The 24,384-nt window shown below is 73.7% G+C and carries 19 protein-coding genes; 7 read left to right on the forward strand and 12 right to left on the reverse strand.

What is annotated here, in order from left to right; all coding sequences use genetic code 11:
- On the forward strand, positions 1-617 hold a 617-nt coding region (locus tag ACRX5S_RS24540), incomplete at its 5' end, for a family 20 glycosylhydrolase (protein ID WP_436775239.1).
- A 1,153-nt stretch (positions 618-1,770) separates the two neighbouring features.
- On the opposite strand, the gene ACRX5S_RS24545 is transcribed toward ACRX5S_RS24540, so the two are convergent.
- Entirely contained in the window at positions 1,771-2,376 is a 606-nt protein-coding gene (locus tag ACRX5S_RS24545; protein ID WP_436775240.1) for a TetR/AcrR family transcriptional regulator, read from the reverse strand.
- A 78-nt stretch (positions 2,377-2,454) separates the two neighbouring features.
- Between ACRX5S_RS24545 and ACRX5S_RS24550 the strand changes: the two genes are divergently transcribed.
- A complete protein-coding gene (locus tag ACRX5S_RS24550) occupies positions 2,455-3,357 on the forward strand; it encodes a dienelactone hydrolase family protein (protein WP_436775241.1) in 903 nt (300 codons plus the stop codon).
- Between the two features lie 143 nt (positions 3,358-3,500).
- Here the strand turns inward: ACRX5S_RS24550 and ACRX5S_RS24555 are convergent, their stop codons facing one another.
- Both ACRX5S_RS24555 and ACRX5S_RS24560 read right to left on the reverse strand, forming a co-directional pair.
- Entirely contained in the window at positions 3,501-3,743 is a 243-nt protein-coding gene (locus tag ACRX5S_RS24555) for a hypothetical protein (protein WP_436775242.1), read from the reverse strand.
- A gap of 117 nt (positions 3,744-3,860) precedes the next feature.
- Positions 3,861-5,480, reverse strand: a complete 1,620-nt coding sequence (locus tag ACRX5S_RS24560; protein ID WP_436775243.1) for an ADP-ribosyltransferase domain-containing protein — start codon at positions 5,478-5,480, stop codon at positions 3,861-3,863.
- Between the two features lie 309 nt (positions 5,481-5,789).
- On the opposite strand from ACRX5S_RS24560, the gene ACRX5S_RS24565 reads away from it, so the two are divergent.
- Positions 5,790-6,467: a macro domain-containing protein gene (locus tag ACRX5S_RS24565; protein WP_436775244.1), complete on the forward strand. Its 678-nt coding sequence runs from the start codon at positions 5,790-5,792 to the stop codon at positions 6,465-6,467.
- Positions 6,468-6,617: 150 nt separating this feature from the next.
- On the opposite strand, the gene ACRX5S_RS24570 is transcribed toward ACRX5S_RS24565, so the two are convergent.
- Positions 6,618-8,186 (reverse strand): beta-N-acetylhexosaminidase, encoded by a 1,569-nt coding sequence (locus ACRX5S_RS24570; RefSeq protein ID WP_436775400.1) that lies wholly within the window; start codon positions 8,184-8,186, stop codon positions 6,618-6,620.
- A gap of 108 nt (positions 8,187-8,294) precedes the next feature.
- Here ACRX5S_RS24570 and ACRX5S_RS24575 point away from each other — a divergent pair, with 108 nt between their 5' ends.
- Complete coding sequence (locus tag ACRX5S_RS24575) at positions 8,295-9,725, forward strand: pyridoxal phosphate-dependent decarboxylase family protein (RefSeq protein ID WP_436775245.1); 1,431 nt, start codon at positions 8,295-8,297, stop codon at positions 9,723-9,725.
- A gap of 3 nt (positions 9,726-9,728) precedes the next feature.
- Here ACRX5S_RS24575 and ACRX5S_RS24580 read toward each other — a convergent pair whose 3' ends face one another.
- The 8 genes from ACRX5S_RS24580 to ACRX5S_RS24615 form a co-directional block, all read right to left on the reverse strand.
- Positions 9,729-10,730, reverse strand: a complete 1,002-nt coding sequence (locus tag ACRX5S_RS24580) for an MBL fold metallo-hydrolase (protein ID WP_436775246.1) — start codon at positions 10,728-10,730, stop codon at positions 9,729-9,731.
- Between the two features lie 45 nt (positions 10,731-10,775).
- Complete coding sequence (locus tag ACRX5S_RS24585) at positions 10,776-11,786, reverse strand: hypothetical protein (protein ID WP_436775247.1); 1,011 nt, start codon at positions 11,784-11,786, stop codon at positions 10,776-10,778.
- A gap of 12 nt (positions 11,787-11,798) precedes the next feature.
- Entirely contained in the window at positions 11,799-13,037 is a 1,239-nt protein-coding gene (locus ACRX5S_RS24590; protein ID WP_436775248.1) for a WxL protein peptidoglycan domain-containing protein, read from the reverse strand.
- A gap of 153 nt (positions 13,038-13,190) precedes the next feature.
- Positions 13,191-14,279 carry a WxL domain-containing protein gene (locus tag ACRX5S_RS24595; RefSeq protein ID WP_436775249.1) on the reverse strand — a complete coding sequence of 363 codons (1,089 nt, stop codon included), beginning with the start codon at positions 14,277-14,279 and terminating at the stop codon, positions 13,191-13,193.
- Positions 14,280-14,425: 146 nt separating this feature from the next.
- Positions 14,426-15,334 carry a heme ABC transporter ATP-binding protein gene (locus tag ACRX5S_RS24600; RefSeq protein WP_436775250.1) on the reverse strand — a complete coding sequence of 303 codons (909 nt, stop codon included), beginning with the start codon at positions 15,332-15,334 and terminating at the stop codon, positions 14,426-14,428.
- A complete protein-coding gene (locus tag ACRX5S_RS24605) occupies positions 15,331-16,554 on the reverse strand; it encodes a FecCD family ABC transporter permease (protein WP_436775251.1) in 1,224 nt (407 codons plus the stop codon). The genes ACRX5S_RS24600 and ACRX5S_RS24605 overlap by 4 nt, the downstream gene beginning before the upstream one ends.
- Positions 16,551-17,519, reverse strand: coding sequence for a heme/hemin ABC transporter substrate-binding protein (locus ACRX5S_RS24610; protein ID WP_436775252.1), 969 nt, complete (start codon positions 17,517-17,519; stop codon positions 16,551-16,553). The genes ACRX5S_RS24605 and ACRX5S_RS24610 overlap by 4 nt, the downstream gene beginning before the upstream one ends.
- Positions 17,520-17,699: 180 nt before the next feature.
- On the reverse strand, positions 17,700-18,545 hold the full coding sequence (locus ACRX5S_RS24615) for a hypothetical protein (protein ID WP_436775253.1): 846 nt from the start codon (positions 18,543-18,545) through the stop codon (positions 17,700-17,702).
- 297 nt (positions 18,546-18,842) lie between these two features.
- Between ACRX5S_RS24615 and ACRX5S_RS24620 the strand changes: the two genes are divergently transcribed.
- The 3 genes from ACRX5S_RS24620 (at position 18,843) to glyA (ending at position 24,124) form a co-directional block, all read left to right on the forward strand.
- On the forward strand, positions 18,843-19,796 hold the full coding sequence (locus ACRX5S_RS24620) for an LPXTG cell wall anchor domain-containing protein (protein ID WP_436775254.1): 954 nt from the start codon (positions 18,843-18,845) through the stop codon (positions 19,794-19,796).
- A 91-nt stretch (positions 19,797-19,887) separates the two neighbouring features.
- Entirely contained in the window at positions 19,888-22,671 is a 2,784-nt protein-coding gene (locus tag ACRX5S_RS24625) for a WxL domain-containing protein (RefSeq protein WP_436775255.1), read from the forward strand.
- Between the two features lie 160 nt (positions 22,672-22,831).
- Positions 22,832-24,124, forward strand: coding sequence for a serine hydroxymethyltransferase (gene glyA, locus ACRX5S_RS24630; RefSeq protein WP_436775256.1), 1,293 nt, complete (start codon positions 22,832-22,834; stop codon positions 24,122-24,124).
- The last annotated feature ends 260 nt before the right edge of the window (positions 24,125-24,384 follow it).

Raw genomic sequence — 24,384 nt, forward strand, 5'->3', positions numbered from 1 at the left:
CCGTGCGCGCGCACGGCAAGCAGCCGGTCGGCTGGCAGGAGAGCTCCCGCGCCGGGATCGCCGCCGAGGACATCGGGCAGTTCTGGATCACCCCGGAGATGATGTTCCCGCCCGGCGCCGAGACCTCCCCGCTGGGACCGGAACTGCACGCCGCCGTCACGGCGTTCTTCGCGCCGACCGCGGACGACCTGGACCGCATCGTCGCGGGCGGCGGGCGCGTTGTGCTGTCGCCGCAGTCGCACGTCTACCTCGACCGGCCGCACGACCCGGCGCTGACGGCGGCGGAGCAGGCGGAGACGGTCGCCCGGCTGGGCATGCCGGTGTACGAGGCGCGCGGCGTCCGGACCATGGCCGACTGGAACCCGGCGGACCACGGCGTCCCCGAGGCGCAGGTCGCGGGTATCGAGGCCGCGCTGTGGGCCGAGTCGATCACCTGCTTCGACGACCTGACCACGCTGCTGCTCCCCCGCCTCCCCGCCGTCGCCGAGACCGCATGGTCCGGCGGCCCCGCGGAGTGGTCGGACTACAGCGCCCGCCTGGCCCGCCACGCCGAACTGTGGGAGCAGCGGGGCCTGGCGTATCTCAAGACGACGGAGATCGACTGGGAGAAGCGGTAGTCGTCGACCTACAACGGACTCCTCCAGCCGCCCGGCAGCAGGGGGGCTCCGGGCGGACGGCGGACGGCGGACGGCGGACGGCGGACGGCGGACGGCGGACGGCGGACGGCGGACGGCGGACGGCGGACGGCGGACGGCGGACGGCGGACGGCGGACGGCGGACGGCGGACGGCGGACGGCGGACGGCGGACGGCGGACGGCGGACGGCGGACGGCGGACGGCGGACGGCGGACGGCGGACGGCGGACGGCGGACGGCGGACGGCGGACGGCGGACGGCGGACGGCGGACGGCGGACGGCGGACGGCGGACGGCGGACGGCGGACGGCGGACGGCGGACGGCGGACGGCGGACGGCGGACGGCGGACGGCGGACGGCGGACGGCGGACGGCGGACGGCGGACGGCGGACGGCGGACGGCGGACGGCGGACGGCGGACGGCGGACGGCGGACGGCGGACGGCGGACGGCGGACGGCGGACGGCGGACGGCGGACGGCGGACGGCGGACGGCGGACGGCGGACGGCGGACGGCGGACGGCGGACGGCGGACGGCGGACGGCGGACGGCGGACGGCGGACGGCGGACGGCGGACGGCGGACGGCGGACGGCGGACGGCGGACGGCGGACGGCGGACGGCGGACGGCGGACGGCGGACGGCGGACGGCGGACGGCGGACGGCGGACGGCGGACGGCGGACGGCGGACGGCGGACGGCGGACGGCGGACGGCGGACGGCGGACGGCGGACGGCGGACGGCGGACGGCGGACGGCGGACGGCGGACGGCGGACGGCGGACGGCGGACGGCGGACGGCGGACGGCGGACGGCGGACGGCGGACGGCGGACGGCGGACGGCGGACGGCGGACGGCGGACGGCGGACGGCGGACGGCGGACGGCGGACGGCGGACGGCGGACGGCGGACGGCGGACGGCGGACGGCGGACGGCGGACGGCGGACCGTACTGCGCGAATCCGAACCGCGCCAACCCGTACTGCGCGAACCTGCATCGCGCGAACCCGTACTGCGTGAACCTGCATCGCGCGAACCCGTACTGCGTGAACCGGAAGCGAACCCGAACCGCGCCAACCCGTACTGCGTGAACCGGAACCGCGCGAACCTGAACCGCGCCAACCCGAACCGTCCATTTCTCCGGTGCTCAGACCGCCGTCACCACACCCAGCGCCAGGCGGTGGGCTCGCTCCAGCTCTCCCGGGTCGCCGAACAACTGGTACCTCGTGGTGGCGGCGCGCAGGTATGCGTCGATGCGGAAGGCGTCCTCGGCGGGGTCCGCGCTGACCGCATTCGTCAGCTCGGCTTCCAGCAGCCGCAGCCAGTCGCCGGCGAGTGCGCGCACGGCGTCGGCCACCGGCCCCTCGCGGTGCCCGTACTCCACCGAGGTCGTGGTGATGAAGCACCCGCCGGGAAAGACCCCGGCACGCAGGTAGGCGACCCAGTTGTCGAGCAGCGCGCGGAGCCGGGGCGTGCCCGAGGGGGCGTCCAGGCTCGGATCGATCACGTGCCGCACGTACAGCTTCCGGGCCTCGGCCACGGCGGCGAGCTGGATCGCCTCGCGGTTGGCGAAGACCGTCAGGATTCCGCTCTTGCTGTGCCCGGTGCGGGTCGCGAGCGTGCCGACGGTGATGGTGTCCAGACCGTGGACGGTCGCGGTCATCGCGGCTTCGCGGGCGACATCGCGGCGGGTCCGATCGCCGCGGGCTCGGCGGCCGTCCGAACCGGGTGCGGGGGCAGGGTCGTTCGTCACGGCCTCATTGTATGCGACCGATCGGACGTGTACCGTCAACATTGACGACCGATCGATCGCATACCTGGGAGTGCCCTGGTGGACGCCGACGCAGCACGACGTGAGGCCCGGAAACCGGGATACGAGCACGTGTTGGACGCCTTCACGCGCCGCACGTTCGCCCTGCCCGACGCCGCCCCGCCGGACGACGCGGACTCCGACGGCCGGGCCCCCGAGGGCGCGACCCGACTCGAAGAGAAAACCGTCTACGTCGCCGGCACCGGTCCCGCGGTGGTCGTGATGCCCGAGATACCCGGCATCAGCCCGGACGTCGTGCGCTTCGCCGCATGGGTGCGCGACGCGGGCTTCACCGTCTACCTGCCCTCGCTCTTCGGCGTCGACGGCGCCTACCCGACCACCGAGCACGGCAACGCGGTGCTCCGGCGGGCGTGCGTGAGCCGGGAGTTCCGGGTGCTCGCCGGGAGCGGCACCAGCCCGGTCGTCACCTGGCTGCGAGCCCTGGCCCGCACCGCCCACGAGGAGTGCGGCGGCCGGGGCGTCGGCGCGGTCGGCATGTGCTTCACCGGCAACTTCGCCCTGACGATGACCCTGGAACCGGCCGTCGTCGCCCCCGTGCTCGGCCAACCGTCACTGCCCTTCGACGACCCGGCCGCACTTGAGCTGTCCCCTGAGGACGCCGACGCCATCCGGCAGCGGTTCGAGCAGGACGGCATCACCGCGCTCGGCTACCGCTTCGACAACGACAAGTGGTGCACCGGGCAGCGTTTCGCCGCGTACGCCCAACTGCTCGGTGACCGGTTCGACGGCCGTGTGCTGCCGGGCGAATGCGCCAACCCGTCGCCGCCGTCGTTCTTCGCCGAGACAGGCGTCACCCCGCACAGCGTGGTGACCGCGCACCTCGTCGACGAGGAGGGTCATCCGACCGTGCGGGCCCGCGACGAAATCCTCGCCTTTCTCCGGGCCCGCCTCCACACGGTCTGACCGCGCGGCGACGCCGCACAGCACGGCGGCCGCGGTGTCCGGCAGAGTGTGCCGGGCACCGCGGCCGCCGCGGACCGAGCGTGTCAGACTCGGATTCAGCCTTGGGTTCAACCCTGGGTTCAGCCTTGGATTCAGCCGTTGTCTCAGCCGTTGATCGGAGCCGTCAGCCCCGGCTCGCCGCCCTCGAAATTGCCGCCCGCGTAGATCGCGAAGAACGACACCACGGCCAGCACCAGGATCAGCACGGTCAGCGTCACGAACGCCGCGGGCCTGATCGTGCTTTCGACGGGCTCGGCACGCGTGTAAGTAGCCCGCTCGACCGCGTGGCCCGTCTCGGCGGTCCCGACCTCCGCGGTGGATTCGGTCCCCTGGCTCAGTGTCGTCATGTGCCCTCGCCTCTCTTGTCCATCCCGAATGGATCTACCACCTCGGCGGGGGCGGCGTCCAGCAAGCGGCCCCGGGCGGGTGGCACACGACACACCGCCGAGCCCGGCTCCGGCGGCTCAGGACACGAGCGGAGCGTCCTCGGTCTCGGCGAGCTTCACCGTGCACAGGCCGCCGCGCTCGGTCTGCACCTCGGTGACCTTCAACTGCGTTCCGGGCAGCAGGATGTACTCCTCCTCGTCGGTGAACGCCGAGAAGCTGCGGATGCCGACCGCGCGGGCGGGCTGCACCTCGAACAGCGTGCGCTTGCCGCGGCTGCCGAGGAACGCCCGGGCCACGCCGAGCTTCGACGTACAGGACGACACGCCCCACCACGTGACGGTGCGTCCGAGCGGGTACTGCGCGCGCAGGTCCAGCGACACGCCGCGCCACAGCGGCTCGGTGCGGGTCGGGAGCGCCGCGACCGCATCGAACAGCAGCCGCAGATAAGGGAGGTACGGCACGACCCGGGCGCGGTCGGGCGAGCGCAGGATCGCGTTGATCTCGCGGTAGAACGCCGACTCGCAGGTATAGAGGTACAGGGCCGCGATGGCGTCGACCGACAGGCCGCCGTCGACTGCCGCCCCCACCCGCTTCTCGCCGAACTCGTGGGACCGCTCGACGTGCCGGTCGAGGCCCGGCAGCAGCTCGGCGACCGGCGTCACCGCGTCGCGGAAGTCCATGGGCGGGGTGTCGAACACACCGGTGATCGCCGGAAGGACAAGGCCCTCGTCCTTTACTCCGGCGAGGCGTTCCAGGTAGAGCTGGTGCAGTTCCATGGTCGAGGCGATGAACGCGCCCATGCGCCGGGCCGTGTCGTCACCGCCGTCGCCCGGCTCCCCCGAGGCCGCGTTCCAGCCGAGGCGGGGGAGCCAGTCGACGGGCTCCGCGCCGACCTCCGCAAGGGCGTCGTTGACCATGGCGAAGTGGTCGCCGTCGCAGAAGATGTCTCCCTGCGCCGCCGGGTTGGCGTGGTCGATGTGCCGCACCTCGACGCCGGGGTACTTCTTCTGGAGTTCGAGGACGATCTTCTTCAGGTTGCGGGCGTGCGCCCCCCACCAGGCGAAGACGACGCCGCGGTCCTCCTCGTCGGCGTCCTCCTTGGACTTCAGGATCTCCTCGACGATGCGTTCAACCACCGGGCGCCAGAAAGCGGTGTGCCGGTCGGCGCCGCGGGCCGCGTTGCCGTCCGCGGTGAGCGCGGCGTTCAGCAGCAGGACGCCCTGCGTCAGCATCGACTGGAACCATTCCGGCGGCTGGACCGTCTCCTCTTTTGCGAGGAGTGCGCGGATGTCGGCTATCGGGGTCTTCTTGGGAATTCCGTACTTCCACATCGCCGCCGCCTTGATGATGCAGCGGATACTGACGACGCGGCCGAACTGGCTGTCCTTCCAATTGTGGAAGGCATTGTCGAACATCGCGATTCCGGTGGCGCTCTCCGGGCGCGGGTACGGATTCTGCCCGAATACCACCACCTTCCACTTGTGCGGCGGATTCGGCTTGAGCGCCTGGAAGGTCAATTCGCGCACCGGAACGACCTCGGGGCTGCGCCCGGGACCGATGTACGCGGCCGCGTCCCGCTGCGCCTCGACGACCGGCTTCAGCAGCGGCAGCCACGGTTCGCCGCCGCCCTTGAACAGTTCGGCGAGGGCCAGCGGGTCGTTCTCGTCGGGCGTGGCGGGGGCGTTCTCGTCGCTCATCGCGGGGTACTCCGAATTGTCGACCGTGTTCGGCAGGGACGGCCGGCGAGACAGCGGACCACTGCGGGATAATCCCGGTCACGCGGACAAAAAACCCATAGCGGCCGCGCTTTCCGACCGCGGGCCGGTGGCCGGCCGATGCGGCGGATAATGTCTGTCTCTGGATGGCCTGGCCGCAGGCTAGCAGCGGGGTAGGACACCGGCAATCGACCCCGGACGCACCGGCGCGGCACCCGCCGACGGCCTGTCGGTGCGCCGCGATAATGTCGTGCGCAGTGGTTCGGAAACCCCTTTCGACGGGAGTGGATAATGACGGCCAATCGCGTGGAAACACCGCTCAGGGTGGTGCTGACCGACATCAACCCGGCGGTCGTGGAGGCCTGGCGGGCCGCGTTCGCCGACACTCCCGGCATCGAGATCCGCAACGGCTCGATACTGGACGAGCACGTCGACGCCTGGGTCAGCCCCACCAACGCGAAGGGCCGGATGGACGGCGGCGTCGACGCGGTCGTCAAGCGCCACCTCGGCGCGGGCATCCAGTTGCGCGTGCAGCGGGCGATCCGCGACGGGTTCGCCGGTACGCTCCCCGTCGGCAGCGCGGTGTGCGTGCCGTCCGGGGCGGTCAACCCGAAGTTCCTGATCTCCACGCCGACGATGGTGACTTCGTCGCAGAACGTCAGCGAGACCCTGAACGTGGCGCTCGCCTGCGCCGCCGCGTTCCAGGCGGTCCACCGGCAGAACGCCGTGCAGCCGGGCAGCATCCGCTCGGTGGCCTTGGTCGGCATGGGCGCCCAGACCGGGCGGGTCCCGGCGCGTGTGTGCGCGAACCTCATGTGGACCGGCCACACCCTGTTCCACGACCACCGGTTCGAGGACTACGACGACCTGCGCGCCACCGTCACCGCGCAGCTCGACGACCTTGAGCAGGCACCGGTCGAGAAGCCGGTGCGCATCGAGCCGCCGAAGCGGGGCACGTCGCGTCGCTGAGGCGAAGCCGGCCCATCGATCGCCGACTGCTCGCCGGTTGCCGCCGGACGGTTCCCGCCCGGCGCCGCCCGGGTACCGATCGGTCGGCTTCCGACCCCGTTCGCCACGGTCGCTTCGATCACCCGGCCTGCGCGTCGGCCGTGAGACGGTTCAGGCCATGTCCCACGTCCGCCGTGGCTTGTCGTGCATCCGTCCCGGGATCCCGGGGCGCCGCTGCCAGGGGTGCGGACCGGACGGCGGCCGGTACGCGACGCCAAGCGCGTCCAGCCGGGCGTAGTGCGCCCCGTCCATCCTCCGCGCGAAGTCGGCGAAGTCCCGCTCGGCCGGGGGCGGCAGCACGGACCACGCCACTTCCGCGAGGGCGGCGAGGCGCGGGAACACCTGGTAGTCCACGCGGGCCCGGTTCTCGGTGACCTCGCTCCACAGGTTGGCCTGCGTCCCGATCACGTGCACCGCGTGCGGGATGCCGGTCAGCGCCGGCGGCACCGGCTCGAAGCGGTAGACGTCCTCCAGCGTGTGCACCCACCCGAACGGCACGGGCTCGCCGGGGTCCGCAGACTGGACGTGGTCGAGGTAGACCTCCTGCTGCGGGCACATCACGACGTCGTGGCCGGCCTTCGCGGCCGCGACGCCGCCGGTGTACCAGCGCCAGCACATCACGGCCGCGCCGGGCGCCAGGCCGCCCTGGAGGATCTCGTCCCAGCCGATGAGCCGTCGCCCGCGCGCCGCGAGCCAGCGCGCGAAGTGCCCGATGACCCAGGCCTGAAGCTCGTCCTCGCCGCCGAGCCCCAGTTCGCGGATCCGGCCCTGGGCGAGGGGCGTACGACGCCACTGGTCCTTGCCGCACTCGTCGCCGCCGATGTGCACGAAGCGGTCCGGGAAGACGTCCAGGAGTTCGGTGAACACGCCTTCGAAGAAGGCCAGTACGGCGTCGGTGGGGGCCAACACGTGCGGGCTGATGCCCCAGTCGGTCTTCACCCCGAGGGTCCGGGTGTCCACGACATCGACGTTGCCCAGTTCGGGGTACGCCGCGACGGCCGCCTGCGAGTGGCCAGGCAGGTCGATCTCCGGGACGATCCGCACGTGCCGCCCGGCCGCGTACGCGACGATCTCGCGCAGGTCGTCCTGCGTGTAGAAGCCGCCGTGCGGGCGCTCGTCCCAGACCTCCGGTTCGCGCCCCCAGCCGAGCCGCGTGCGCGGCCGCCACGCGCCCACCTCGGTCAGCAGCGGGTACCGCTCGATCTGCACCCGCCAGCCCTGATCGTCGGTCAGGTGCAGGTGCAGGACGTTGAGTTTGTGCGCGGCGAGCAGATCCACGTACCGCAGCACGTCGTCCTTGGCGAGGAAGTGCCTTGCCACGTCGAGCATCAGGCCGCGCCAGGCGAAGCGCGGGGCGTCCTCGACGACCAGGTACGGCACTTCCGGCGGTTCGCGGCGCACCGGCGCCCGCCGGAACCCGTCGGTCCCGCCGAGCTGCCGCAGCGTCTGACGCCCCCAGAACACCCCGGCCTCGTCGCCGCCGACGATCCGCACCTCGTCAGCCGACACCGTGAGCCGGTACGCCTCCGGCCCGAGCGCCGGATCGACCCGGCAGTCCGGGGCGCCCGCGAGCGGCCCGGAACCGCCGGTCAACTCCAGGCGGCGCGGCGCGGGAATCAGGTTCGGTCCTCGGGTCACGCGTCCTCCCGAACGGAGAAGTCGCCTTCCTGACAGGCGGATTCCTCCCCCGGACGCTCCGTCCGCAACCCGGGTGCCGGGTCCCGGGCCGGACTCCGGAAGGCCCGCGCGGCGGTACAGAAAGCCGGGCCGGGCTGCTTTACTGCCCTCATGGCCGATCCGATCAAGGACCGCGACGATGCCGCCGCCGCGCTGGAGCGCGTCTTCCGCGCGGCCGGCCCCTATCTCGACGGCCTGCCCGAACTGCCCGTGCACGACCGGTCGTCCGATGCCCTGATCGACGAACTCGCCGGGCCGCTGCCGGAGCAGGGAGACGGCACCCTCGCGGCCGTCGAGCGCCTGCTGCGGGTCGGCACCGCGGCCTCGACGCGTACCTCGGGCCCCCGCTTCTTCCACCTCGTGGTCGGCGGCACGACGCCCGCCGCGATGGCCGGGGACTGGGTCACCTCGCTGCTCGACCAGGCGGCGGGGCTGCACGTCTCGTCCCCATTGGCGGCGCGGGTCGAGTCGGTGGTCCTGGCGTGGCTCAAGGACCTGTTCGGCATCCCCGACTCCTACGGCGGGGTGTTGACGCCGAGCGCAACCCTCGCCCACGTCACGGGACTTGCCTGCGCCCGGACGTGGTGGGCGGAACGGCACGGCGTCGACGTCGCGTCCCGGGGCCTCGCGGGGCTGCCGGTCATGCCCGTGTTCAGCAGCGGCCTGGTCCATCCGAGTACGCGCAAGGCGTTGCAGATCCTCGGCTGCGGGCGCGACACCCTGCGCACGTTCGCCCGCGACGACACCGGGCGCCTCGACCTCCCGGCGCTCGAATCGGCCCTCGCGGCCCTGGACGGCGCCCCGGCGGTGCTGGTGGGCAACCTCGGTGAGGTGCACTCGGGCGACTCCGATCCGCTGGACGCCATGGCCGACCTCGCCGCACGCCACAACGCGTGGCTGCACGTGGACGGCGCGTTCGGGCTGTTCGCGGCGCTGTCCCCGCGCACCGCTTCGGCCGCCGCGGGCGTGGAGCGTGCCGACTCGATCACGGCGGACGGGCACAAGTGGCTGAACGTGCCCTACGAGAGCGGGTTTTCGTTCATCCGCGATCCCGCGCTCCAGGTGCGGGCGTTCGGCGCGTGGGGTGCGTCATACCTTCCCGAGGCCCCGGGCGGGCGCGTCGATTTCAACACGCTCGGTCCCGAATCGTCGCGCCGGGCGAGGGCGTTCCCGATCTGGGCGACGCTGCGCGCGTACGGCCGCGACGGCTACCGGGAGATGGTCGAACGCCACCTCGACGTCGCCGAGCACCTGGGCCGGCTCATCGACGCGTCGGACGACTTCGAACTCCTGGCTCCGGTGCGGATGTCCATGGTCTGCTTCCGCCACCGCCCGCCCGGGGTGCCGGACGACCGGCTGGACGACCTGAACGCCCGGTTGGGCGAGGCGCTGCTGCGGGACGGGCGGGTGTACGCGGGGACCGCCACCTACCGCGGCATGCGGGTGCTGCGCTGCGCTCTGGTGAACTGGCGTACCACCGCCCCGGATGTGGACCTGCTGCTCGCGGTGCTGCGCGAGGTCGCCGCGGACCTCGCGCCCTGAGCGTCACACGTCCCGGCGCTGGTGCTGGTGCTGCTCCGGCAGACTGCTGTCCGGATGCGCCCACAGCACGACGTTGCCGGGCATGCCGTACGCCGGGTCCTCGAACTGCCTTTGGAAGAAGGCCAGTACCTCGCGGTCGGAGTGCCGCAGGCTGAAGTGCGTGAGCACGAACAGAGTCTGCGGGTGCGCCTCGACGACCGGCCGCAGGCTGCTCCAGACCGTGTGGCCGATGCGCTCCGCACGGTCCAGTTCGGCGTCGTCCAGGAACGTGCACTCGGTGATGACCACCGGATAGTCGAACAGCCACGGATTGCGCCCGAACACCGAGACGTGGGTGTCGCCGAGGAACGCGAACAGCGGGCGGCGGACGAGTTCGTCCACCTCGACGCCCTGCTTGCGTCGCTCGGCCATCGTCCGGCCGAACTCCGCACCGCGCCCATCCGCGACCAGCGCACGCCGCAGCTCCTCGAACTCGGGGCGCAGCACCTTGCGGTGCTCCGAGAACGCGTAGCCGACGCACGGCACTTTGTGCTCGCACTCGACCACACGCACGTGGTGCCCGGCGCGGCCGAACGTGAACTCGTCGTCCTGGCGCACCCCGTGCAGCCGGTGGCCGGCCAACTCCGGGTCGAAGGCGGCTCCGTGGTTGAGTTCGGCACTGGCCCGCAGGTACGCCTCCACGTACGGCACCGCGTCGGCGGGCAGGTGGATGTCCGCTCCCCCGTCCTTGGCGGCGAGGAAGTCCAGGTCCTTGGCGTGGTCGTGGTGGGTGTGGGTCAGGAACACCGTGTCGACCTGCCGCCCTTCGCACAGCCCCGCGTCAAGGCTGCACCGCAGCTCGGGGATGTGGAAGAAGGTCTTGTCGTTGGCGCGCGAGTAGCCGGTGAGCGTGAGTTCGGTCCCCGGAATACGCCAGGTCTTCCACTGGCGGAACGGGTGCCCGCGCTCCAGGAGTTCGGGGTACACGAGCGCCGTCGGGGCGTCTGCGTTCGTCGCGGTGGCCATGGCGGCGCCTCTCCGTTGATCGGACGGGCCGCATCCTCGCACGCGCTACGGCGTGTCGCGGAAGGGTTTTCGGCCGCGCCGGAACAGCGGCCGCAGCAGCCAGGCGAGCACGAGCCCGGCGACCGCGGCGAGGCCCCACGGGGTGGTGGAGGCGCGGAGTGCGAAGCTCGTCGCCGGCACCCCTGTGCTCGCGGCGGAGTCGCCCAACTGGCCCCGCACGTGATACGTCCCGTACGCGGGTGCGCCGAGCGTGACGCCGATGTGGAACGTCCGCTGCTCGCCCGGGGCGAGCGTGCCGACGTCGGGCGCGGCGAGCAGCGTCGTGGGCGGATCCCCGCGGCCGACCACGAGGGACAGCGGCGGGGCGGCGGCCGGGACGGTCCCGGGGTTGCGCAACGTGAGCACGAGCGTTCGGTGGGCGGAACCCCCGAACCACGCGGACCAGCGTTCGTGCCACGGGCGTTCGTCGACGAGCCGGGCGTCGGCGATCTCGACCGCTGCTGCGGTGGCGGGCTCGGAGGCCGGTGCCTGCGGCAGGTCGGGCAGTCCGGTCGGCGTGAAGGGCTGCGCCGCACGTGCCGCCGTCGCGGTGTCCGACGCCTGGACCACGCACGGGCACGCGACCGGCGGCGCGGCGACCACGAGCACGACGGCGGCGGGTGCGGCGCCGCGGACGTGGCTCGACACGGCGGTGGTGTTGGCGCAGTCGGCCGATCCGCGCGCGGCCGCGTTCCCACACAGCCGCACGGTGATCGCACCGGACGGCCAGTCGGTGAGCCGTACGGTCAGGCGCGTTCCGACAGGGGCTGTGTCGCGGTCGAGCACGATGCGCCCAACTGCCAGCTCGGCATTGGGTGTTGGCGGTTCGGGGACGACGGACACCGCGGTCGGGGGCGATGCCGTCCGATCGCTGTTCCAGCACAGCACCGCAGCGGCCGCACACACGACGGCTGTTGCGAGGAGTGCGGCGATCAGCCGGCGCGGCGGTCCGGAGACGGCGGTGGATGCGGTGGCGGCCACGGTGGTGGACGCGGCGGTGGACTCCGTGGTGATCATCGGGGCCGTCCGTCAACCGGCCCGGTCGGCGGATCCGGCGCCTGTGGTGTCCGAGGTGGGCCCGTGGTCCGAAGTTACGGCTTCGACGGGCGCTCCCGACCCCGCCGAAGGAACGGAGGTCCCGGACGCCACGGCCGCCCCGGGCCCGGCGGCGTGGTCTCGGTCGGAGGAGCCGCCGGTGCCGACCCCCGCCGGTGCGCCGCGCCGCCGCAGCCGCAGGACGACGGCCACCGGCAGCACCGCCGCCGCGAACACCGCGATCGGCATCCAGGGCACGGCCCATGCGGTCGCGGTGCGGGTCGTGGCGACCGGCGCAACAGGCGCGCTCTGCGGGGCCTGGCCCGTCCGCACCGTGACCGAGGCGGTCAACTGCCCGGCGGGGAACACCCCGTCGAAGTGCACGGTGCGGGTGACCTCGGCGCCCGGGAGCACTTCGGCGACCGTCTCCCCGCGCGGACCGCCGAGCGTCCAGCCGAAGGGGCCCTCGACCTTGACGTCGGAGGCCGCCGACACACGGGTGTTGCCGGTGTTGCGCACGCGATAGGTGACGGTCGCGCGCGAGCCGGGAAAGGGGTTGCCCGGTGTGTCGTACGAGAGTTGCACGTCCTGGATCTGCAACGCGGGCCGCAGCGGTCCGGCGACGCGGAAGTACGCCCGCGCCGCGATCCGGCGGTCGACCTGCACGAGGCGTCCCGAGGCGTCGGCCTGGACGGTGGCCACCGACGCGATGATCCCGGCCGCGTGGTCGCCGGGCTCGGCGTCGGCAGGGACGGTGACGGTGACCGGCACGTCCACGCCCTCACCGGGTGCGACGGTGACGCCGGTCTGCGCCGGGGTGATCCAGGTGCCCGCGCCGGAGGGTCCGCGGTCGGCGGGCAGCAGGCTGAACGAGCCGTCGTTCGTGGTGAAGGCGTCGGTGCCGTAGACATTGAACGTCATAGGCCGGTCCGAGTAGTTCGTGATGCGCACGCCGTCGTCGAGCTTCTGGCCGGGGACGAGGTCGTGCACCAAATACGTCCGGCCGCCCGGCACCCCGGGCTGTCCGACGGGCTGCACGGCCCAGCGGAACGAGTTGTCGGCGGCGCCCGGCGGCGCACCGCCGGCCGCGGGCGGCGCGCTGGGCGGAACCGGAGGAGGCGGCGGGGACGACGCGGCGTGCGTCGTACCCGCGGCGGGCAGGAGCAGCGCGCCCGCGGCAAGGGCAGCGGCGGCGGCGCGGCGCCACGGCGGTGCCGGAACGCGGTCGGACATGGTGCTCCCGTGAATGCGTGTGCGGAGTAGGCGAACGGCCCCCGCACTGTGGTGTGTTCAGCCCGGGACACCCCGCCTTCGGGGGTGAACCCGGGTTCGACCGGTGCGAGGGTTGGGCAGTCGAACCCGGGTTCGGATCAGGTCGGGCGAGGGTCAGGCGAGGGTCAGGGTCAGGGTCGAGGTGTACGTGCCCGCGGGGGTGTCCGCGGGGACGCCGAGGTCGAGGGCGCCGCCGCAGGTGAACACGCCCGAGGAGGCGCCCGCCGCGGAGGAGCACAGGGTCTTGGCGGTGCCGAGGCCGCTGCCCGGGGCGACCTCGGGCCCCGGTGTGACGACCGGCGCGGTCGTGGTGCTGCTGTCCGGGGACACGGCCGCGGTGGGCCGCCATCCGAGGTTCGCCGCCGGGATGGTGCCCAGCGGGTCGCCGCCGAAGTCGGTGGCCTGGCCGGTGAGCGTCCAGCCCGCACCGCTGCCGCGCAGGTCGGAGACGGTGGCGGTGTTGAGCGACCCGGTGGAGGCGAGGTTGCTCGCCGAGCCGGAGAGCGTGGCGTCCGACAGCCGGACGACGTCGCCCGGCACGGACAGGGTCAGTGGTCCGCCGTTGACGGCGACGACGACCTGCTGGTCGGCGCTGCCGCCCTCGCCCGGCTCACCCGGTTCGCCGGGTCCGCCGGGGCCCGGGTCCTCGCCGTCGACGAAGGTGACCGGGATCTGGACGTCGTCCAGCCGGTCCGCCGAGGATGTGTGGTCGGCCCGGGTGGAGACCACGCACTGCACACCCGCGGCGGTGCAGTCGGTGAACTCGTCCTTGGCCTTCAGGGTCAACTCGTACTCGAAGGCGCCCGCGCCCCTGTTGAAGGGCTTGGCGAGGCCCACGCCGTAGGCCGGGACGTGGTCGCCGATCCACAGCGAGCTGCCGGATCCCCCACTCATGTCGACGCCGCCGACGCACGGCGAGGCGACCTGGCCGGGGCCCTGGTAGACGCAGAGGCCGACGTAGATGCCGTCGTAGCCGGTGGGCCTGGTGCGGGTGAAGCCGGTGCCGGAGACGGTCACGGTCTGGCCGTCCGCGACGAGGCTCGTGTCGGAGACCGTGAGGGTCTGGCCGGCCGGACCGGGCTGCGTGCCGGGGTCGGCGTGGGCGGGTGCGGTGGGCAGGACGAGGGCTGCCGCCAGGCCCGCGGCCGCGACGGCCCACGCCCGATGGCGGCGCCGGACGGCCGAGGGCTGATCAGTACTCATGTCGGTGAAGACTCCCGGGGTTTCGGCTTCCGGCGGGGTGAACCGCCGGAGCTGGAAAGGAATGTGACGCCTCGTCGACGACGCCCGCGGGTGGCGGGCGGCACCCCGCCACCCGCGCACCCTCGTCAGACTTAGGTAAGGCTAACCTAACTTGTTGCGATCTCCAGAGGAAGATCCCCGGGCCCCGAATCTGCACGAATTCCCCGACGAACACCCCTTTTACGCACCGGAGTTATGAGCATGGCGCCGGTGCGCGGGTGCCGGATCACCTCGATCCGGTGCCGGTAGACGCGGCTCAGCAGTTCGCCGGTGAGCACCTCCGCGGGCGGTCCGCACGCCGCGACGCGTCCGCCGTGGAGGACCGCCACGCGGTCCGCGTACGCCGCGGCGAGGGCCAGGTCGTGCAGCACCACGACCACCGCGTCCCCCGCGCGGGCCCGTTCCGCCGCGGTGTGCAGGACGGCCTCCTGATGCCGGATGTCGAGTGCGGCGGTCGGCTCGTCCAGCATCACCAGCGGAGCCTGCTGTGCGAGCACGCGCGCCAGCGCGACCCGGGCCCGCTCGCCGCCCGACAGCGAACCGAAGCCGCGCCGCGCGAACTTCGCCGTCTCGGTGCGCCGGAGCATCGCGTCGACCACCGCGTCGTCGTCCGCCTCGGCCGGGGTGCGGGCCCAGGGCGCGCGTCCCATCGCCACGACCGCGCGCACGGTGAACGGGAAGGAGAGGTCGTACGACTGCGTCAACACCGCGCGGCGGCGGGCCAGTTGGAGCGGGGGCCAGGAGGCGAGCGGTGCGCCGTCGAGGAGCACGTCCCCCGAACCTGCCACCACGTCACCGGCGATCGCACCCAGCAGCGTCGACTTGCCCGCGCCGTTGGGGCCGACGAGCGCCAACACCTCGCCGGTGCGCACCTGGAGGTCCACGTCGTGCAGCACCGTGCGCCCGCCCAGGTCGACGCGGAGCTTGCGTACCTCGGCAATCACCGTTCCTGATATGGACGGCGGACGCGTGGTCGCGGCATGGTCGCCTCGCGCGGTCGAGCGGAAGAGCCTCATGCCCAGCCTCCCGCGCGGAGCCGCGCCCGGCGCAGCAGGACGAAGAACACCGGGCCGCCCACGAGCGAAGTCAAGGCCCCGATGGGGAGTTCGCGCGGCTCGACGAGCGTGCGCGAGGCCAGATCGCCGACCAGCAGGACAAGGGCGCCGCCGAGCATGCTGCCCGGCAGCACCAGTTTGTGACTCGGGCCCGTGACCATGCGGACCGCGTGCGGCACGACCAGGCCGACGAAGCCGATGACCCCGGAGAACGCGACCGCCGCCGAGGTCAGCAGGGCGACCAGCAGGATCACCGCGATGCGCAGGCGCTCGACGTCGACGCCGAGGTGCCGGGCGGGCTTCTCGCCGAGGGAGAGCAGGTCCAGGCGCCGGGCGTACATCGGGGCCGCGATCAGGCCGACGGCCGCGCACGGTGCGATCGCCGAGACCTTCTCCCACGTGGCACCGTTGACGCTGCCCAGTTGCCAGAAGGCGATGTCCTGGATCTGGTCGTTGGTGGAGTAGGAGGTCAGGACGCCGATCGCGGCGAACGTGACGGCGGTGAGCGCGACGCCGGTCAGGATGAGCGTCACCACTTCGGTGCGCCCGCCCGAACGGGAGAAGACGTACACGAGCACGGTGGTCCCGAGTCCGAACACGAACGCGAAGGCCGGCTGTGTCCAGGAGCCGAGCGTGGTGGCTCCGGTGAAGATCACCAGCACCGCCCCGACCGTCGCCCCGGCCGACACCCCGACGACTCCTGGTTCGGCCAGCGGGTTGCCGAACACCCCTTGCATGAGCGCCCCGGCGCAGGCCAGCGAGGCGCCGATCAGGACCGTGAGCACGATGCGCGGGAACCGCACCTCCCACAGCACCGCCTCGGCGGTCCGGTCGAGCCGGTGGCCGCCGAGGCCGCAGCGGTGCAGGACGGAGTCGAACACGTCCCCGACCGGGATCGCGTACGCCCCGATCCCGGCCGCGACGACGGCCATCGCCACGACGCCCGCGCCGAGGAGGAGGAGCAGCAACGGGCCGCGCAGGCCCACGCCTTCACCGCCGAGGGGGCCGGGTGATGCGTCGTGGGAGGCGGCCGAGGGGCCGTCGTCGCCCGGGCCTTGCGGGTCGTCCCGGTCGTCCCAGTCGTCAGGGTCGTCCCGGTCCTCCCGGTCGTCCGGGACATCCAGGTCGCCCAGGTCCCCGCAGTCGAACTCGTCCTCGATCTTGTCCAGACGGGTCGTCATATCCCGCCTCCCCCGGTCGACTTCGCCGGTCCGCGCACCGGCGGTGCGGCCGCGGGCGGTGCTCCCCCGTCCGCCCACAAGGCGTCCGGCCCGGTGTAGAGGAGTTCGACGAGCGCACGGATGACGGCGGCGGTACGCGGACCGAAGTTCAGCACCACGCCGTCCTCGACCGTGATGACCCGGCTCTCGCGCCCCGCGGGCGTCTGGGCGAGGCCCGGCATCTTGCGCAGTCCCGGCATGCCGCCGATCGATTCCAGGCCGTGCGTCATCAGCAGGAACACGTCGGGCTGCCCGCCGATCAGCGCCTCCGAGGTGATCGGCGTGTACTTGCGCAGTCCGAGCGCGGTGCCGACGTCGACGCCGCCGACGGTCTCGATGATGTCGTCCGAGCCTGCCCCTTCGCCGCCGATGAGCTGCACGCCGTGCCCGCCCCGCACGTACAGGAAGGCGATACGCGGCGCCTTGGTCCCGGCCGGGACGAGGGCTCGCGCGGCCTCGATGTCGCGGTGCGTGCGCTCGACCAGGGCGGCCCCGCGATCGGGTACGCCCAGTGCGTCGGCGACCTCGGTGATGCGTCCTTCGACGCCGCCCAGCGTCCAGACCGGCTCGAACAGGACCACCGGCACACCGGAGCTGCGCAACTGCTCGACGGCCTCCGGCGGCCCGGTCTCGGTGTCGGCGAGGATCACCGTCGGGTGCTGGGCCAGGACCTGTTCGGGCGCCACGTCGTGCGCATTGGTGACCACCGGCAGGGCGACGGCCTCGGGGAAGGTGGCGGAGACGTCGCGGGCCACCACACGCGGTCCGAGGCCCAGGGTGAAGACGATCTCGGCAATCGCGCCGTTGAGCGGCACGATGCGGGTGGTGTCGGCGATTTCGACCCGGGTGCCCGAGGCGTCGGTGAGGACGGTCGGAAGCCGCGGTTCGGGCGCACCGGGGAGGATGTCGAGGCGCTGGTCGGCCATCGGAACGCTCCGTGCGGCGCGCTGGGTTCCCTCGGACGCGTCGGCCGCGCAGCCGCTCACGAGCACGGCCACCGCGAGCACGCAAGACGCGAGGACCGTGCGTACCGTCCGCTTGCTCGCTCGGCTGTTGTTCGGCGCAACACGGGTGTCAGCGAGGGGAGTTGGGGGCCAGGCCATGGTTCAGCTCCCCGCCTCGGCCGCGGCCGGGCCGGAAGGAGCAGGCGGCGCCGCTGGTGCCTGAGCCTCCCCGGCCGCACCTGACCCCGCGTCAGCCACCCTTCCCCCGCCGCGCCTTCGCATCAGCAGCAGCCCGCCGGCCAGAAGGGCGGCGGCGCCCGCACCGGCGCCCCAGAGCACGGGTGCGCCGATTCCCGAGTCGTCGTCCGTGCCGCCCGCGGCGAAGGCGATGGGCACGCGTACATCCGCCGATCGGTCGCCGGTGCGCGTGTGGTCGGCGCGGGTGAGCACCGCGCAGGTCACCTTCGCGCAGTCCTGGACGCCGCCCTCGGCCCCTTCCACCCCGATGCTCGAGGCCACACCGATACGCACCTCGAACGTGCCACCGGGACCGTACGGCTTGGCCAGCTCCGTCCCGTAGGACGGCGGCTCGGACGAGATCCACTGGGACGCCCCGGTCGCACCGCCCGTGTCGGCCCCTCCTCCGCACGGCGTCGGCAATTGCCCAGGACCGGTATCAACGCAAAAAGCGATGTATATCCCTTTGTTGACGTCGTAGCCGCTGCCCCGCACCACCAGCGTCTCGCCCGCCCCCACTCCTGCCGTACGCGACACCCAGAGCCGTTGCCCGGTCGGCCCCGCGACCTCCCGGGCGCTGGCGTCCGCGGGCTTGGGCTCGGGTGCCGGGGACTCCGCGGCACCCGCCGGGCCGACGGCGGCCGCGCACACAACGGCCGCCGCCGCAACGCTCCGACCTGCGGCTTTGGCGCCACGCAGGGCCCTGCGGCGCGGTACGGCGGGGCGCGGGTCGGCGGCGCGCACAGCGCGTTCGCGGCGGGGTCCGGACATGGTGGGTCGCTCCCTAGGACGTGGTTCGCGGGACCGGGGCCGTGCCGGGAACCCGCCTGCGCCGGGCGACCTTTCCGCCGACCCGACCGGAGATTCCCGTCCACGGACCCTGGCGCCCGAAGAGAGCGTTAGGTTAGCCTAACCTAACTTCTACGGGAAGATCGGCCACCGCCCGCCGGAAAACCTTTGCCGCGCCGCCGTGTTCGCACGGACCTCGTCGAACGCCGAGGCGCACGCCGCGAAGACGCCGGAGACCGGGACACACCAGCGCTGATCGGACACCTGGAAAGGCGAGCCATGCCCCACACCCCGGCCCGCGGCCGAAGCCGCACTCCCGCCACGGCCACAGCCCTCGGCGCGGCGACCCTCGCCGTCGCGGCGGCCGTTGCCCCGCCCGCGGCCGCGGCGGAAAGCGCGACCTCGAAGAGCGGCGGGCGGCTCACCGTCTCGAAGACGCAGGCGCTCAACCCCGCGGGCGAGACGGTCACGGTCACCGGCGCCGGTTTCGGCCGCGTGCGGGCGGGCGGCCACAACGGCATATACGTCTCGCTCTGCCAGTCCCAGGGCCCCGGCAAGCTCGCGACCCCGTGTGTCGGCGGCGTCGACATGGAGGGCGCGTCCGGCTCCTCGCTCTGGATCGGCGACAAGGTGCCGCCGTACGGCGCGGGCCTCGCCAAGCCCTTCAACAAGGGGGCCGGAGCCTTCGAATACCGGCTCACCCTCAAGGCCAAGGACGAGTTCGTCGACTGCACGAAGGTCTCGTGCGTCGTCCAGGTGCGCGCCGACCACACCAGCAGCGGCGACCGGGCGGACGACGCAGTCGTGCCGGTGACCTGGTCCGCCGGTCCAGGCTCCTCGACCGGCGATACGTCGACGGGCGGCACGACGGGCGGCACGACAACCGGCAACTCCTCCGCCGCAAACGGCTCGACGTCCTCCACCACCACGAACGGGTCCAGTACGTCCGCCAATGGCTCGGCTTCCTCGGGCTCCTCGGCCACCGCGGCCACCGGCCAGACCACCGACGGCGGTTCGGCCTCGGGCGGGTCCGCCGCCGGAGGTACGGACACGGACGGCGGCGCGGCTGGCGGCGCGTCGGGCGCCGACGCGGCCGAGGCGCTCCCGAAGACCGGCGGCACCGAGCGCACCATCGCCCTCGCGTTCGGCGCCACCGCCCTGGTGACCGCCGGGACCGCGGCCGTGCTCGCCGCGTTCCGCCGCCGCAACACCCCCGCGACTCCCACGACCTGACAACACGTCACAGAACCGGCCCGGCCCGGCGGCGGCGCGTTCTCGCGCGGCCTTCGCGGCGGGCACCGCACGCCCCGGAGGACACGTCCCCATGCACATCCCCGGCAACATCCCGCAGCGCCGGAGCCCGCTCCGGCCGCGGTCCGGAAGCCTGCCCAGAACGACCGCCGCGTTCGGCGTCCTCGCCACCCTCGCCGTGGCCGGTGCCGCCCCTGCCGCCCGCGCGGACACCGGGCCGGTCACCGGCACCGGCCCCGCGGGCCAGACGCTGAGCGTGTCGCAGTCCGCCGGCCTCGACCCCGCGGGTGCCTCGGTGCACGTCACCGGCGCGGGCTACGACCAGGCGAAGGGCATCTACGTCGCGCTCTGCCAGGACCTGGGCCCGGGCCGAATTCCCAGTCCCTGCCTGGGCGGTGCCGACATGAGCGGCGAGGCGGCGGCGTCCGCGTGGATCGTCCCGCCGGACGACCCGAACGCCGGGACGCTCGCCACCGCGTTCGGCCCCGGCGGCACGTTCGCCGTCGACCTCGACCTGAAGTCCGCAGGCGACGGCCTGGACTGCGCGGTCGTCGCCTGCTCGATCGTCACGCGTGTCGACCACCGCGCGGCCGGCGACCGGTCGCAGGACGTTCGCATCCCCGTCACCTTCGCCGACGACGGCGGCGGGCAGCCCGGCACCGAGACTCCCCCGGGCACGGTCGTGTACGTCCAGACGGGCCGGAACACCGCCGTCGGCAAGCCCCTCGACCTGCTGCTGCACCCCGACTCCGGGCGCCTGTACGTGGGTTCGGACAACCTCGTGGACACCGGTGACGTCAACGAGAGCGGCCTGTACACCCTCGACCCGGCGACCGGCGAGGCCACCGGCTGGATCCCGAACTCCCCCGGCTCCACCGGCACCGCGCGGCAGCAGGCCGCCAAGCGGTTCGCCGGACCGCTCGCGGGCGACGGCGTCGTCTACCTCGTGGGCCTGCGCGGCGTGGCCACCGCCAAGCACGGCGACGCGGAGGCCGCGGGCGGCTGGCTGACCGGCGCCACCATCCTCCAGGTCGAGCCGGGCACCGCGGCCGACACCGTGTTCGTGGTCCGCGGCACCACGCTCGAAGAGGTCGAGGTGGGCGCGACAGCCCTCACCGTACGGCGCTCGGTCCCGCTCCCCGGGGCGGGACCGACCACGCTCGACGCGGCCGCGCACACGCTCTGGGTCGCCGACTCCACGGCCCAATGGGTGCGCACCGTCGACACCGGCACGCTGGCCGTCGGCGACGGCATCGCCCTCGCCGCGGACACCGGGAACGTCACCTTCGTCCAGGCCGACCCGGCCAACGAACTGCTGTGGGTCGGACGGGAGTCCGCCGTCGAGGTGTACCGCACGACGACCGGTGCGAAGGCGGCGTCCTTCACCTCCTCCGCCGACGTCCCGACCGCGATCGCCTTCGACGCCGCGCACCGCACCGCCTTCGTGGCCTGGCAGGACATCGGCCACGACGGCACGCCGGGCAGCGACGGCGTGGGCTCGCTGAACACGTACGACACCGCGTCGCTCACCGCGGCCGCGCCGCTCACCGCGATCCCGGGTGCGCACCGGCAGAGCGGCGGCGCCTCGCTCGCGGTGTCGGCCGACGGGACGACGGTGTTCCTCGCCGATCCCGCGCAGGCGACCGTCCGCACGTTCACGCGCGGCGTGTCCCCGGCGGTCGTCGGCGCGCCCTCGGACCGCTCGGCCCGGGTCGGCGAGACGGTGACTTTCGAGGCGTCCGGCTCGGGGACGCCCGCCCCCGCGGTCTCCTGGGAGACCAGCGCCGACGAGGGCGCCACGTGGCAGGCCGTTCCGGGCGCGCGGACCGGCACGCTCGCCGTCACCGCGACCGCGGCGGACGACCGGCGGCGCTACCGCGCGGTGTTCACCAACACCGCTGGTGTGACGAGGAGTTCGGCGGCCGCGCTGGCCGTCTCCGAACCCGCCGCGCCGACGGTCCGGGTGTCCAGGACGAGCGGTCTGGGGGACGGCGAGACGGTCACCGTCACCGGGTCCGGGTTCGACCCCGCGGCCAACCGGGGCGTGGGCGTCTACCTGGCGTTCGGCCCGGAGCAGGACGAACCCTGGTTGAACGCAGGGTCGTTCGGGGCCACGGTGTGGGTCAGGCCCGCACCGGTGTCCGGACCGCGCCAGGCCGAACTGCGGCCGGACGGCACGTTCACCGCGGAGCTGGCCCTTCCGGCCGCGTACGGCGCCGACACAGCCGCGGTCGACTGCCGCACCACCGCCTGCGGCCTCTTCACGTTCGCGGCGCACGGATCCCCCGACCGGACGTACGACACCTACACGCGCGTCTCGTTCACCGGCTCCGGCGGCCCGGGTGAGCCCGGTGGCCCCGGGGAGCCGGGCGGCCCGCAGGACCAGCAGGTCGTCGTGGACGTGTCCGGCGGGCCGCTGACCCTCTCGGTGTCGGGGGACCCGATCCGCCTGGGCAACGCCGAACTGGCCGTCGACGGCACCCAGTTGACCGCGAACGGCGCGCTCAACACCGCGACCGTCTCCGACCTGCGCGGCACCTCGGCGGGATGGACGCTGACCGGCCACGTCAGCGACTTCACCGGCGCCCCAGGCGGCACCATCCCGGGCACCGGCCTCGGCTGGCAGCCGACTGCCGCGGTCGCCCCCGGCTCGCTCGCGCAAACCGGCGCACCGGCGGTGAACCCCGGCGCACCCGTCCTCCCGGGCGACGGCCTGGCCACCACCCGGACCCTGTGCGCCGCCCCGGCGGGCGGGTCGGCGGGCACGTTCACCTGCGGCGGAGCCCTCGACCTCGTCGTCCCCGCGGACGCCGCCCCCGGCGTCTACACGGCCACCTTGACCCTGACCCTGACCTGACCCTGCCGGGGGCGGTCGGAGCGGTAGGCAGTTCCGCCCGCCCCCGGCTTCCCCCGCGGCCGCACCATGCCGGACACGGCGTCGGCGGCGCACGACACCGGGAGTGAGAGGTGCACGACAGCAGCAAGGCAACGAGCCGCAACGGCACGATCGGAGGCCGATGTCCGTGACCGACCTCCTGACCCTTCCCCTGTCCGTCGCCGATCCGCAGATGGACGCCTTGCTGGCCCGGGAGTTGGCGCGGCAGCGCGGAACCCTGGACATGGTCACGTCGGCGAACCCCGCACCCGTCTCGGTCCTGGCGGCCCAGGGCTCGGCGCTCGCCGACAACCACGGCGCGGGCCACCCCGGCGAGCGGTTCGGCGGCGGCGGTGAGATCGCCGGCGAGATCGAGGCCATCGCGGTACGCCGGGCACGCGACCTGTTCGGCGCCGAACACGCCAACGTCCGGCCGCACTCCGGCGGTCAGGCCAACGCCGCCGCGCTGGCCGCGCTGCTGGACCCCGGGGACACCGTCCTCGGCCTGGACCCGGCGCACGGCGGACACCTCACCCAGGGCACGCCCGCCGACTTCTCCGGACGACCGTACAACGCGGTCCCCTACCACGTGGACGCCCGGACGCACTGGGTGGACATGGACGAGGTCGCCGACCTGGCCAAGACCCACCGGCCGAAGGTGGTCGTCGCGGGCTGGTCCGCGTACACCCGGCACCTGGACTTCGCGGCGTTCCGCACGATCGCCGACGCGGTGGGCGCGCGGCTCCTGGTCGACATGACGCAGTTCGCCGGGCTCGTCGCGGCGCGCGTGCACCCGTCGCCGGTGCCGCACGCCGACGTCGTCACCGCGACCACGCACCGAACGCTCGGCGGCACCCGCGGCGGGCTGCTCCTCAGCCGCGCCGAACTGGCCGCGCGCGTGGACGCGGCGGTGTTCCCCGGCACGCAGGGCGGGGGGTTCCACCAGGCCGTCGCCGGGAAGGCGGTGACGTTCAGGCTCGCCGCGGGCGTGCCCTTCGCGGTGCGGCAGCGACGGGCCGTGGACGGCGCCCGCATCATCGCCGAGCGCCTGGCCCGCACCGACGTGTTCCGGGCCGGGGTCCGCGTCCTCACCGGCGGAACGGACGTGCATCTTGTGCTGCTGGACCTACGCGCGTACGGGGCCGCGGACGGCGGCGTGCCGCTGCACGGCCGAGACGCCGAGGAGCGCCTACGCCGGGTCGGCGTCACCGTCGACCGCGGCGCGGTGCCGTTCGACCCGCGGCCCGCGTCGGTCACCTCGGGGCTGCGCATCGGGACGCAGGCGCTCGCGGCGCGCGGGTTCGTCGCCGCGTCGTTCGTCTCCGTCGCGGACATCGTCGCCGAGGCCCTGCTGCCCGGGTACGACGAGCACCGGGAGCGCGATCTGCGGGAACGCGTCGCGGCGCTGGTGGCGGAGTATCCGTACCACGCCTGAGCGGGCGGGGTCACTTGGCCACGGGGCCACGGACGGGCGCGGGGTGACGGGGCCACGGGCACGGGCGGCGGTTCGGCCAGGGCAGATGCCCCTGCGAGCGGTCCGCGGGCGGTCGTGGCACGGCCACTCAGGTTCTTTTGAGGTTGACCGGCTATGCATGCCTGGTGACCGCGAACATCCTCGTCGTCGACGACGAGCCCAACATCCGCGACCTGCTGACGCAGGCTTTCCGACTGGTCGGCTTCTCGGTGGTCGCCGTC

The organism is Yinghuangia sp. YIM S09857 (assembly GCF_051388915.1).
Classification (GTDB): Bacteria; Actinomycetota; Actinomycetes; order Streptomycetales; family Streptomycetaceae; genus Yinghuangia.

Excerpts from the sequence above, each read along its gene's own strand:
- ACRX5S_RS24610 (WP_436775252.1), bottom strand. The coding sequence starts at position 17,519 with ATGGCCGACCAGCGCCTCGACATCCTCCCCGGTGCGCCCGAACCGCGG.
- ACRX5S_RS24625 (WP_436775255.1), top strand. The coding sequence starts at position 19,888 with ATGCACATCCCCGGCAACATCCCGCAGCGCCGGAGCCCGCTCCGGCCG.
- ACRX5S_RS24595 (WP_436775249.1), bottom strand. The coding sequence starts at position 14,279 with ATGAGTACTGATCAGCCCTCGGCCGTCCGGCGCCGCCATCGGGCGTGG.
- ACRX5S_RS24615 (WP_436775253.1), bottom strand. The coding sequence starts at position 18,545 with ATGTCCGGACCCCGCCGCGAACGCGCTGTGCGCGCCGCCGACCCGCGC.
- ACRX5S_RS24560 (WP_436775243.1), bottom strand. The coding sequence starts at position 5,480 with ATGAGCGACGAGAACGCCCCCGCCACGCCCGACGAGAACGACCCGCTG.
- ACRX5S_RS24605 (WP_436775251.1), bottom strand. The coding sequence starts at position 16,554 with ATGACGACCCGTCTGGACAAGATCGAGGACGAGTTCGACTGCGGGGAC.
- ACRX5S_RS24585 (WP_436775247.1), bottom strand. The coding sequence starts at position 11,786 with ATGATCACCACGGAGTCCACCGCCGCGTCCACCACCGTGGCCGCCACC.
- ACRX5S_RS24580 (WP_436775246.1), bottom strand. The coding sequence starts at position 10,730 with ATGGCCACCGCGACGAACGCAGACGCCCCGACGGCGCTCGTGTACCCC.
- ACRX5S_RS24565 (WP_436775244.1), top strand. The coding sequence starts at position 5,790 with ATGACGGCCAATCGCGTGGAAACACCGCTCAGGGTGGTGCTGACCGAC.
- ACRX5S_RS24590 (WP_436775248.1), bottom strand. The coding sequence starts at position 13,037 with ATGTCCGACCGCGTTCCGGCACCGCCGTGGCGCCGCGCCGCCGCCGCT.
- ACRX5S_RS24555 (WP_436775242.1), bottom strand. The coding sequence starts at position 3,743 with ATGACGACACTGAGCCAGGGGACCGAATCCACCGCGGAGGTCGGGACC.
- ACRX5S_RS24575 (WP_436775245.1), top strand. The coding sequence starts at position 8,295 with ATGGCCGATCCGATCAAGGACCGCGACGATGCCGCCGCCGCGCTGGAG.
- glyA (WP_436775256.1), top strand. The coding sequence starts at position 22,832 with ATGTCCGTGACCGACCTCCTGACCCTTCCCCTGTCCGTCGCCGATCCG.
- ACRX5S_RS24600 (WP_436775250.1), bottom strand. The coding sequence starts at position 15,334 with ATGAGGCTCTTCCGCTCGACCGCGCGAGGCGACCATGCCGCGACCACG.
- ACRX5S_RS24620 (WP_436775254.1), top strand. The coding sequence starts at position 18,843 with ATGCCCCACACCCCGGCCCGCGGCCGAAGCCGCACTCCCGCCACGGCC.